This is a genomic window from Bartonella sp. CL71SXKL (assembly GCF_042194935.1).
In the GTDB taxonomy this organism is placed as follows: Bacteria; Pseudomonadota; Alphaproteobacteria; order Rhizobiales; family Rhizobiaceae; genus Bartonella.
In genome coordinates, this window is sequence record NZ_JBHINI010000025.1 from 1 (window position 1) to 11,501 (window position 11,501).

General features: G+C 36.4%; 9 protein-coding genes and 2 pseudogenes. 5 read left to right on the plus strand and 6 right to left on the minus strand.

All coding sequences use genetic code 11. The features are described 5' to 3' along the window. From ACFILA_RS08545 to ACFILA_RS08565, 5 genes and pseudogenes are all read left to right on the plus strand, one after another. The coding region (locus ACFILA_RS08545) for a tyrosine-type recombinase/integrase (RefSeq protein WP_375657663.1) at window positions 1–663 on the plus strand (663 nt) is incomplete at its 5' end. Window positions 664–906: 243 nt separating this feature from the next. After that, a complete protein-coding gene (locus tag ACFILA_RS08550) occupies window positions 907–1,500 on the plus strand; it encodes a hypothetical protein (RefSeq protein ID WP_375661012.1) in 594 nt (197 codons plus the stop codon). After that, window positions 1,493–3,277 carry an MFS transporter gene (locus tag ACFILA_RS08555; protein ID WP_375661013.1) on the plus strand — a complete coding sequence of 595 codons (1,785 nt, stop codon included), beginning with the start codon at window positions 1,493–1,495 and terminating at the stop codon, window positions 3,275–3,277. Before ACFILA_RS08550 ends, ACFILA_RS08555 begins: the two co-directional genes overlap by 8 nt. Then, window positions 3,267–3,554 carry a hypothetical protein gene (locus tag ACFILA_RS08560; RefSeq protein ID WP_375661014.1) on the plus strand — a complete coding sequence of 96 codons (288 nt, stop codon included), beginning with the start codon at window positions 3,267–3,269 and terminating at the stop codon, window positions 3,552–3,554. Before ACFILA_RS08555 ends, ACFILA_RS08560 begins: the two co-directional genes overlap by 11 nt. A gap of 404 nt (window positions 3,555–3,958) precedes the next feature. Beyond that, window positions 3,959–4,789: pseudogene (locus ACFILA_RS08565) on the plus strand (autotransporter domain-containing protein); the annotation flags it as partial. Window positions 4,790–5,338: 549 nt separating this feature from the next. Here ACFILA_RS08565 and ACFILA_RS08570 read toward each other — a convergent pair. From ACFILA_RS08570 to ACFILA_RS08595, 6 genes and pseudogenes are all read right to left on the minus strand, one after another. Continuing rightward, window positions 5,339–6,121, minus strand: coding sequence for an ABC transporter ATP-binding protein (locus tag ACFILA_RS08570; protein WP_375631680.1), 783 nt, complete (start codon window positions 6,119–6,121; stop codon window positions 5,339–5,341). Then, window positions 6,108–6,992 (minus strand): ABC transporter ATP-binding protein, encoded by an 885-nt coding sequence (locus ACFILA_RS08575; RefSeq protein ID WP_273790733.1) that lies wholly within the window; start codon window positions 6,990–6,992, stop codon window positions 6,108–6,110. The genes ACFILA_RS08570 and ACFILA_RS08575 overlap by 14 nt, the downstream gene beginning before the upstream one ends. Beyond that, on the minus strand, window positions 6,985–7,914 hold the full coding sequence (locus ACFILA_RS08580; protein ID WP_273790732.1) for an ABC transporter permease: 930 nt from the start codon (window positions 7,912–7,914) through the stop codon (window positions 6,985–6,987). The genes ACFILA_RS08575 and ACFILA_RS08580 overlap by 8 nt, the downstream gene beginning before the upstream one ends. Window positions 7,915–7,916: 2 nt before the next feature. Continuing rightward, a complete protein-coding gene (locus tag ACFILA_RS08585) occupies window positions 7,917–8,990 on the minus strand; it encodes an ABC transporter permease (protein WP_375631682.1) in 1,074 nt (357 codons plus the stop codon). Window positions 8,991–9,101: 111 nt separating this feature from the next. Continuing rightward, a complete protein-coding gene (locus ACFILA_RS08590; RefSeq protein WP_375661015.1) occupies window positions 9,102–10,718 on the minus strand; it encodes an ABC transporter substrate-binding protein in 1,617 nt (538 codons plus the stop codon). Between the two features lie 392 nt (window positions 10,719–11,110). After that, window positions 11,111–11,501 (minus strand): annotated as a pseudogene (locus ACFILA_RS08595) (ABC transporter substrate-binding protein); the annotation flags it as partial.

Here is an 11,501-nt window from a genome sequence, read left to right on the forward strand (position 1 = left end):
GAAACACCAGCAATGGCTAGAAACTTTCTGAAAGCCCTTAATGGACTTTTTAATTGGGCAATTGATCAAGGTCTTTTAGAAAATAATCCAACAACAGGAGTAAGAAGACCAGCTCTTAACAACAAAGATGGATTTGTTGTTTGGACAGAAGAAGATGTTGAGAAGTATTATCAAAGATGGTCCCATGGTACCCATGAACGCGTTTGGATTGATGTCCTTTTGTATACGGGTTTGCGTCGTGGTGATGCGGTCCGCATTGGCTGGAAAGATGTAAAGAATAACATCATTCATCTTAAAACAGAGAAAAGTAAATTCCAAACAGATGTTTTTCTTCCCATTTTACCGGAATTAGCCAAAACGCTTGAAGCAGGTCCTATTGGAGCAGAAACATTCATTTGTGGTAAAGAAGGTAAAAAACTAGTTAAAGAAAGTTTTGGCAACCTTTTTCGTGAGGCTTGTAACGTAGCAGAAATCAAAAAATCAGCACATGGCTTGAGAAAATTAGCAGCAACACGCGCAGCTAACTCTGGTGCAACAGTATCACAACTCAAAGCAATTTTTGGCTGGACAGATGACGCTATGGCATCTCTTTACACAAAGAGCGCAGACCGTAAAAAACTTGCTCTTGAAGCCATAAAAAAGCTTCAAAAAGATGAGGGATAGAGGCAAAAAAACTCAATAGAATCAAGATTCACCTATTCCCTCATATTAGACATAACTATTTTATTTTACTTGCTTTTTATTTGCTCTCATCGCCCACCATATAGCTTTACATTCCTATTCAGTTATTGATTCTTCATATATTTTTTAAAGATGAGAGATTCCTGAATAAAGTATTGTTATTTCTATGGATTCGACTAGTGTCCAAGGATATTATGATATACGGGGGCGAATAAATTTGATCGCTTGTGGAAAAACATTGAAACCGTTAAGAATCTTCAACCTCTGCAAAGTATAGGAATAAGAGCGACAGTTACCAAAGAGATTCTAGAAAATATTATTAATTTTATCGATTTTTGTATAAGCAAAGATGTCGATTATATCGGATTCAGCCCGCTCGATACGTCGTCATTTAGTTTTTCTAGAAAAAATAATACAAAGGATCGATCTAAGGCTTTAAGAAACAAAACTCTTCCGCCAAACACTTCACTTTTTCATTTGAGAGATGAATTATCAAGGAAAGAATCCCCCCTCCAGATTTATATAGATAAAAAGTTCCAAGAAAGGAAAATCTCATGGACGTCACAAAATTTTGTAAATTGTATTAATTATTACTTAGGCGAAAATTCTATGTACGTTTCGTCGCCGTTAATGTGTTTATTTCCATTTTCATCCTTGGTATTGGACTATAATGGAGATTTAAAAAATTGCTTTTATTCAGAAGCTTTTGGGAATCTACAAAATTATGAGGCAATAGATTGGTCTGCTCAGAGCGTTTTAAAATCTTTGAAAGAATCTGGCGCATGTAGCGGATGTCGTGGGAAGGTGTTTTGTGGATAAGGTTAAGCAATTTAAGATTTATAGTGTTAGCAAGTCTACTGCTCTAGTGGTTGCTGTTTTACCACTTTTTTTGTCGGAAAAATTGCATTTGTCACAAGCGGATATTGTTTTAATCGGTAGTTATTTTTTATTGCTTCCTTTGATCTTAGAAGTCCCCTTGGGTTTATTATCAGATGTTTATGGAAGTAAACGCATTATTTATACTGGGCTGTTTTTCTTTCTTTGCGGTTTTTTAGCTCTTTTTATGAATTATGCATATTTTGCTTACGCCACTTATTTGTTGTGTATCACATTAGCAGCCGCTTGTTTCTCAGGTGCGGAAGATAGTTTACTCTTTTCTGTAGTACCAAAGCATCGCACACTGTTTTCCGTTAAGTCCGAAGTGGCTGCTGTTACCTATAGTGTGACAACGGTACTTATTTTTTTAGGAGGAATACTTTATTATGTGCATCCTGCATTGCCTGTGATTTTTCAAGTCCTTTCATTAATTTTTGCTATTTTTATGTTTTCAAAACTGACGAAGGGATTAGATAGTTTTCATATCAACGCTCATCCGAATATTTTCACAGTTATGTGCGCCAGCCGTAAAGAAGTCAAAAATCCTTATCGCTTCACTCTTATTTTTTTAAGTGCAGTTTCAGCTTTTGCTATTTTGGTTAATAATCGAACTGTTTCTATCGCATTTTCTGATTTTTTGCCATTTCAACCTGCTATTTTGGTTTCGATTATTTTTATCATTGGGAATTTTTTTTCAGCAAGTTCCAATATATTGTTTCAGAAGTATTTTTCAAAGTTTCAAAATCCTATTTTCCCCGTCTTAATGATTGGTTGTATGGTAACCATTGCTTTTTTTCTCATGTCATTTCAAATTATTGCGGCTCTTATATTAGGATTTTTACTGCTATGTGTTTTTAAATCTGCTTATCGATCTTATCTGTCGTCTCTTCTTATCAATTCACTGATTGATCCCAAAGCTATCGCGACTGTTTTATCATTTACAGCCATTATTACAGCTGTTGTATCCTTTGCATTCAGTTTTTTATACGGTCATGTTTTTTCAACATTCTGGCAAGCTAATTTATGGTTGGCAGTGATTATGGCTGTGATTTTTGGGGTGTCTGCTTTAATTATTTTTGTCAGAAAACAAGAAATCATTTGGTTACAGCCTGAAAATGCACAATCGTCAAAACAACATTTCTTGAAACGCAAGCATCAAGAGTTTTGCTATGGGCAAATTTATCCGGAAGCATCGTGCATTAATGAAAACATAAAGGATGGCTCTTTTCGACAAAGTCTCTATCCTGCACCAAATTTGATAACACTTTGCGATGAAGTAGTCGAATGGGAGTTTATCCGGGGTATTGTATTGAGCCAAATGGATTTGCTACATCAAAAGGCGATTATTGATCAAATCAATAAGATCTTTCAAGATCGATTAAGCAAGAATATAATCTTATCACATGGAGATTTACATCCTGATAATATCATTGTTACTCCTGATAGTTCTTTTATGGTAGTGGATTGGGATTTATGTCAAGAAGCCAGTCCGGAATTGGATATCTTAACATTTTTCACCAGTCCAAGATTATCTCTCAATTTAGAAGAACGGATAGACTATATTTCTCATTTGCTGTCTATATCAAAGGATGAAGCTTTACCAATGATAAAAGCGTTTGTGGCTAAAAAAATTTCTGATCTTTGTCTATACCAAAATATTTTCATGAAAAAATTAGTATTGGATTATATAAACTTGAATAAGAAATTTCATGGGCGATAATATTGTAATTTGTAATAAAAATTGCAGTGCGGGCTGCAATCATTGTCCGTATTCGATGGAATGTATGGTGAGAGATGATGCGTTGCCTGAATCTTTATATACAATAAATGACATAAAATCTGATTTTATTATTCTTTCTGGTGGAGAGCCTTTTGAGCTCGATTATGATTTACTTCATAAATATACTTGTGTGTGTCTCATTTGTAAAAAATATTTTCGGATTGCAACAGGGGGGGCATATCTATATTCAACCATATTTGAAGCTATTAAAGAGTAATCTGTTCTTTTTAGGGATACAAATAGGCACAGATGTTATTTCAGAGATAAGAAATCTAGACAGTAAAAAATATAAACAAAAGTGGGTGCGTAACATAGAATGTATGAAAAAATATAGCGTACCATATAGTGTGACGATTACTTTATCGGAGAGATTCGATTTGGCAGAAGTGTTAGCTCTAATATGTATCGCTACTCCCGAGTTCATTTTAGTTAATTTTGAAAATAGAAAAAAGTACGAGAATACATTTCAGTTAAATATGATACGGGATTTTTTTTCTGGCTGTGAGATAAAATATGGATATACGCATCAGAGTTTACACCAATAAATATAAACTATCGGATTCTTTTCACAGTTCTTCTGGTGTGTTAGTTGAAAAAACAGATGTCTTAAGGAAAGAATAAGACAAACGGAATGGCTTCTTCTTATACGTCTATGGAAAACAGGAAGCTTATTTTCTTATAAGTAGTGCTCCTAGTAAATATGGTTATAGCAGTGCTCATCTTCGCTATGCTGCTCTACAAGGAGCTGTTAACCTTGTCGCGCAGAAAGGAAAAATATCTACAATACATTTTGGTCTTTTCGGAACCTACGGGCAACTCTCCTTCACTCCAAAGAATATGCAAGACAGCAAGTAAGAGCATATTGAATAAATGGTCATTTCAACTCACCGCCTAAGGCAGTAAATAGCGTGACAGTGGTTTCTATCTTGATACGCTGTTATCCTATGGCTTCCTAAAGGGAAAGATCACAATGCCCTCATTAGTACAACCGCAAAATTGAAAAATGCAAAAATGTTGGCGATCTCCACAACTGTTGGCAAACAATTTGCAACGGGTATCCAAGGCGTAGCATTCGAACCGCAGGCACAACTTGCCTATCAACATTTGATGTTTGATACCATTAAAGATGCTGATAATCTGACCATTGACATGCAAAATCCTTCTCAATGGATAATCCGTGTTGGTGGACGTTTGAAAAAAACCATTGCCACTGAAAACAGCCGTCCTATGTCTTTCTATGGAAAAGTAAACTTGATCAAAACCTTTGGTGATGATCAGACAACTCCATATCGATAAGAATTATAAACGTGCCCCCTCGGGAAGTTTCGTTGAAGGTGGGCCACAATTGTCCGCTAACCTCTCCCTTCATGGTGATGTCAGCTATCAACAAAAGCTTCAAAAACTGGTATAAGTGGTGCAAGCTTTTCAGGAAGAATACGCTATCAGTTTTAAATAACGACTGTAAAAAACAGCCCATTCAATTTAACAAAAAGGCAGCATATTGCTGCCTTTTTGGCTTATTATAAGCTGTTTTTAAGCGCTTTTTTAAATAGAGAACAGCGAAATATTTGAAGACTGTCATTGACCATTGAATGTTTTTTACAAAAAATTCTTTTTATAAAGAATAAAACTGTAAAAAGAGAACAACCAAAAACAAAATAATATTGAAAAATAATGTGAAGCTTTTCTAGAAAATACAGTATTACTATCTTTTGTTATTTCTCACAAATTTAATGCTTTAAATGCCAAAATAAAACTTTTGAACATAAAATGATAAGTAAAAATAATGTAACAATATTAAACAAAGTGATGTATGTTATAAGTCACTCGTATATTTCAAAATGGGAGTTCTAGTAGGATTTAAAATATTATAGCTCAAACACTGCCCAGCAAATTCATACTGGAAAAATCCTATTATGCCCTTCCCTCTTAACAATACCGCCAAACATCACCAGAAACTTCAAAACAAATAAAATTGCATTTTCTCTTCTGTAAAATGGATCATGCTCTTTGCTCTCTATGGACAATAGGCTCTATACTTGCTTCAAAAAACTCCTTTGTATAATCGTGTTGCGCACGTAGATTACGCAATTCATCATTGCTAAGCTCTTCAAGAATAATCCCTTTATGCATAATTCCAACACGTTCACAAATATGTGCAACAACAGCAAGATCATGGGATACCATTAAATAAGTAAGCTTTTTTCTCACGCGCAATGATTTCAACAAGTTTAAAATTTCAGCCTGTACCGACACATCCAATGCAGATGTTGGCTCATCAAGCAATAACACCTCTGGCTCAATAATTAAAGCACGTGCAAGAGCAATACGCTGACGCTGCCCTCCAGACAACTCATGAGGATAACGATAAAGAAATGAAGAATCTAAACCAACGGAATCTAAAGCATCCTCTACCCGCTCTCTTTGATTATCCATCCCATGGATTTTGAGCGATTCAGAAAGAACCGTATGGACCATTTTTCTTGGATGCAGCGAAGCATAAGGATCTTGAAAAACCATTTGAATACAGCGTAAAAAATCCTTACTTCTTTTCTTTTCAACTTCTTGTCCAGCAAAAAGAAACTTTCCACTATAATCTGGAATAAGCCCCACCAATGTATTCAAAATAGTTGACTTTCCACATCCGGATTCACCAATCAAACCATAAGCTTCACCACGCTTAATATGAAAATTAACATTTTTAACAACTGTTACTGCCTTATGCCTATGACCAAAAGTTACAGATAAATTAGAAACATCAATAATATTCTCACAATTTGTCATGAGGAACCTCCTCAACACCATTAACAATCGTAGGATTATACAACCAATCAGGATCACGCTCAGGTACAGCCAAAATATCAACTGGATTATCAAGCCGTGGCAAACTCGCGAGCAACGCCTTTGTATAAGGATGACAAGCGTGAGACAAATCAGAAGCAGGCAACTCTTCTAGCACACGGCCCGCATACATCACTAAAATACGATCACAAAAATCAGCAATCATATTTAAATCATGACTAATGAAAATAAGTCCCGTTCCAGACTTTGTAACAAGTTCATCTAATACGGATAAAACTTGCCGTCTGACCGTAATATCAAGCGCAGATGTTGGTTCATCGGCAATAATTAAATCAGGTTTTGGAATGAGCATCATTGCAATCATCACACGCTGCCCCATCCCCCCAGATATTTCATGAGGAAAGAGACGCATCACATGTTCAGGATCACGAATATGAACAGATTCTAACATAGATATGGTGCGCTCCCGCGCTTCAGCTTTTGAAACACGATAATGAATACGGTAAGCCTCCATAATCTGTTCCCCGATCCGTATTAATGGATTAAGTGAATATTTGGGGTCCTGTAAAATCATTGAAATACGTTTCCCACGGATTTTTCGCATCTGAGGTTCACTTGCGGCCAATAAATCAACATCCTCAAAGCGCATTTTTTTAGCTTTAACAATGGCTGCTTTTGGACTTAACCTTAGTATTGCGCGCCCAGTCATCGATTTTCCAGATCCGGATTCACCAACAATTCCAATTTTTTCTTTTCCAACAGAAAAACTAACGCCACGCACAACTTCTGAAATGCCGCGCGTTGTAGGAAAAGAAATACGTAAATCTTCTACTTCTAATAATTTATTACCCATTGCGTGGATCCAATACATCACGAAGACCATCACCTAAAAGGTTGAAAGCAAGACTTGCAAATAATATTGCACAGCCTGGTATTGCCGCCAACCACCAATTTGTCATCATAAATTCCCGCCCTGAAGAAAGCATCGCACCCCATTCAGGACTTGGAAGTTGAGCTCCCAACCCTAAAAAACCAAGACCAGCAGCCGTTAAAATAATTCCAGACATATCCAAAGTTAATCGTACAATCACTGAAGGAATACACATGGGCGCAACATGAAACAAAATAATTCGCCAAGCAGAGGCCCCTTGCAAACGAACTACAGAAACATAATCAGAAGAACGTATTGTCAAAGTCTCAGCACGTGCTAAACGTGCAATTGGCGGCCATGCTGCAATTGAAATTGCAATAGAAGCATTTTCAATCCCCGGTCCCAATGCGGCTGAAAATGCAAGAGCTAAAATCAAACCTGGAAAAGCAAGAAAAATATCGACAATACGCATGAGCACAGTATCAACCCATCCGCCCATATAACCAGATACAGTTCCAACAATAAGCCCTATTGGACCTACAATAACTGTTGTAAGAAAAACAACATAAAGAGTAATACGGGAACCAAAAACAAGGCGACTAAAAATGTCACGTCCCAATTCATCTGTTCCAAAATAATGCGCCATAGAGGGTGGCTGCAACCGATGCCCTAGATCATTGCTAAGAAAATCATGCGTAGCAATCCAAGGAGCAAAAAATGCACATATGATAATAATACAAATAATAAGCAGACCAAATACAGCCGAAAAGTTATGAAAAAACTTAGCCAGTGCGTGATAAATTCTTTGTATGTTCGCTTGAATTATGGAGTTTGGAACAGGATCGTTTAACCAACTACCCAAAGAAGATGATGATTGCGATTTATGATGATTACTTACTGTCATATTCAACGTGTCCTTGGATCAAAAATGCGATAAAGCAAATCAGAAAATAAATTAATGGCGACAAAGATAAATCCTACAAGTAAAGTACATCCTACAACTGCGTTCATATCTCCGGCTAAAAGAGCATTTGTCAAGTAATGTCCAAAACCAGGCCAAGCAAAAACTGTCTCCGTTAAAACAGCCCCTTCTAATAAAAAAGCATAAGAAAGCGCAACAACAGTAATAATTTGAACAGCAGCATTTCGAAAGGCATGCCCCCAAACGGTTCGCGCCCACGATAATCCCTTTACACGTGCAGTAATGATATATTCCTGATTAAGCTGCTCAATCATAAACCCACGAGTCATACGGCTAATATAAGCCATAGCACCGAAAGCCAAGATCAAAGCAGGCATAATAACGTGACTAAAAACATTACCAAAAGCCTCCCATTGTCCTTGGCTTGCCGTATCCCAAAGGAAAAATCCTGTTTTTGGTTCAAAAGAATATTCATAAAGAAAATCAATACGTCCTGGGCCACCAACCCAGCCAAGCTTGGCGTAAAATATTAACAACGCCATTAATCCGAGCCAAAACGTTGGAGTAGAATAACTTACAAGTGTAAAAACACGGACAACATAATCAATAAATGAATCGCGATACATTGCTGCAAAAACACCAAATGGAATTCCAAGAGTTGTGCCAATAACAATAGCAACGGTTGCAAGCTCTAATGTTGCAGGAAATACACGCATAATATCGGCTAGAACAGGTCGCCCAGAAGTTAAAGCATCTCCAAAGTCAAACAAAAATACATTATGAAGATACTTCCAATATTGGACAATCAACGGCTTATCAAGACCCAGCTTATAATACATTGCATCATAAGCTTCCTGACTGATATTATCACCAAGAATAGACAGAACCGGATCTAGAGGAAGAAGATGACCAAGAAAAAAAGTGATCGTCACCAACCCAAGCAATGTGATAAAAACTGAAATAAGAAGTTTCAATCCTTTGCATAAAAAATCCCATAAAAATAATTTTTTCTGCTTTTCTGATACAGCTCTTTCAGTCTCTGAAAGTGGCAAAACCATTATAAAAATCCCCTCTGTAGCGACAAAACATAAAGCAAATACCTCTTTTTATATAACGAAACAACCTCTTATGAAGCATGTTCTACAATCCTTCTCTATAACATGCTTCTTTTATTTTTCTGCTTCATTGTAATAAAGTCTATAACTGTTCCAAATCCATTTTTTGACATCAGGTCCCATACCAACGGTATAATATGTCTGAAATAAATAAACCATAGGACCATGCTCTAACACATAATGCTGTAAAGTACGATATTGCACAATGCGCTTATTGGGGTCTTGCTCAAACAAAGCATCCATCACCATGTTATTAATATTTTCATCATAATACCCAGCGCGCCAAGCTAAATACATATTGTGCTTTTTCGTAAATGTTGGATCAGGGTTAAACACGTGATTTAATGAAGCAGGATGTCCATCAGGATCGGCACTCCCCCACCCCATAAGTGCAGTATCATAATTTCCACCACGTACACGGCTCAACAATTGATTTTGTGCCATTTTTTCAATTGTAAGCTCAACACCAATTTTGCGTGCATTGGCTTGAATAGACTGTGCAACAGACGACATATAACTAAGGCTTCCAACTAAAAGATTAGCTTTAAACCCATTAGGATAACCAGCTTCAGTAATCAGTTGTTTTGCTTTTTTCAAATCCAACTGAAAAGGCAAACCTTCTTTTTCATCTAAAGCACCTGGAACACCTAAAGACATATAAGTTGCCCTAGGAATAGCAATTCCTTTCAAAACAGTGTTTCCAAGACCTTCATAATCAACCAAATAACGAAGTGCCAGTCTGACCTTTTCATTCGAAAAAATTGCATTCTTATTATTTAACGATAGGTAAATAATCTGCGGACGCAAAACACGAATAATTTTGACTGGTTCTCCCTTTTTTTCAAGATCTAAAATATCCTCTGAAGAAAGATCACGCACTATATCTACATCACCTTTTTCCAAAAGAAGTCTTTGACTTGATGAATCCGCTACATGCTGCACAACAATCTGCTTAATTTTAGGCACATCGCCCCAATAATGCTGTGTCGCCTCTAACACAACTTTATCTCCTGGAGACCAGCTCACCAACTTATAAGGTCCAACACAAGCTGAATGTGTTGCTAAATATTTATTCCCCATATCACCGTTAATACTCTGTGCTTCAATTGTTTCCCGATCAAGCAAAGCAGAAGCATAAGATTGTCCAATAACAGTCAATATGAGCTGAATAGGATAGGGTTTATCTAATTTTAATTGTAAAGTCTTATCATCAAGTGCCTGAATATTTGTTTCAACATTATTTTTGGTAAACCCATAATCCATTAAAGATTGAGCATAGCTTAATCCTAATTTAATAATCCGTCGCATCGACCATACCAGATCTTGCGCTGTAGCCGTCCTTCCGTCATTAAACTTTAAATCATCACGAAGATGAAAAACTATTCTTTTGCCATTATCTAAAACATCCCAAGATTTTGCCATAGCAGGGCGAATTTTTGTAGGATCATGCTCGTCATATTGCACTAACGCGCTGCAAATATTCGTCAATAACTCACTCGTCACAACCTCAACAGTTTGCGCTGGATCAAAACTACTAATTGAATCAATATTCCACGCCATTACCAATATATCTTTAGATGAAGCACTGAATGCCGATGTTACAGCCCCATTAAAAAAAACGATTGAGCTTAATAAAATAGAAAAATTTTTCAATATTCTTTGTTTTCCCATTTTATCTCTTCCTTTTGTATTCTTCTACCTTTTCACACAAAGTGATTTTGATTTTGCTCTTTCATCTTTTAAATAGCATAGCATTAGACATCAATTTCATTTCATCAAACTAAGCATCTATAAAATAATTTTCTTATACATCAGTCTATATTCTGGATGCAGAGAATCTATAACTATAAACAAAGATCCTCCCCAATATAACTTTCTATATTCATCGCTCCCTATAAACGATCTTAATTATATACTGCTACTGCACAAACATCCCTCACAATTTCATCCTTAAAAAACTGAAGAGCTTTTATATGGGAGAATATTTTCATCATGCAATTATGATTAAGCTCTTTTTATATGATTAAGCTCTTTTTAGCTTTGACAACATTAAAAAGACACACTTATTTTTCAATTGCACTATAAAAAATACGCGGTGCACTATTCCAAACCCACTTTTTGACATCAGGCGTCATCGCGACAACGCTATATTGTTGAAAGATAAACGCATAAGGTCCTTTTTGCATAAGTTCACGTTGTAAATCAGCATAGAGTTGTGCCCGTTTTTGCGGATCTTTTTGAAACAGCGCCTCTTCAACTTTTTGATTCATCTTGGCATCAAAATACCCATGCTTCCAACTAGGATAGGCTGTATTTCTAGCCTCAAACCGATTATCTGGATTGAAAATAAGACGTGAAGCCATTGTATGAGGATCCACAGAATCATTATTCCATCCGATAAAAGCCGTATCAAAAGCCCGTGCATTCACTTTTGAAAACAACTGTGTACCTGCT

What these genes read in the sequence shown, in the direction of transcription:
- ACFILA_RS08560 (WP_375661014.1), top strand. Translation starts at nt 3,267, where the DNA reads ATGGGCGATAATATTGTAATTTGTAATAAAAATTGCAGTGCGGGCTGC.
- ACFILA_RS08570 (WP_375631680.1), bottom strand. Translation starts at nt 6,121, where the DNA reads ATGACAAATTGTGAGAATATTATTGATGTTTCTAATTTATCTGTAACT.
- ACFILA_RS08575 (WP_273790733.1), bottom strand. Translation starts at nt 6,992, where the DNA reads ATGGGTAATAAATTATTAGAAGTAGAAGATTTACGTATTTCTTTTCCT.
- ACFILA_RS08580 (WP_273790732.1), bottom strand. Translation starts at nt 7,914, where the DNA reads ATGACAGTAAGTAATCATCATAAATCGCAATCATCATCTTCTTTGGGT.
- ACFILA_RS08585 (WP_375631682.1), bottom strand. Translation starts at nt 8,990, where the DNA reads ATGGTTTTGCCACTTTCAGAGACTGAAAGAGCTGTATCAGAAAAGCAG.
- ACFILA_RS08590 (WP_375661015.1), bottom strand. Translation starts at nt 10,718, where the DNA reads ATGGGAAAACAAAGAATATTGAAAAATTTTTCTATTTTATTAAGCTCA.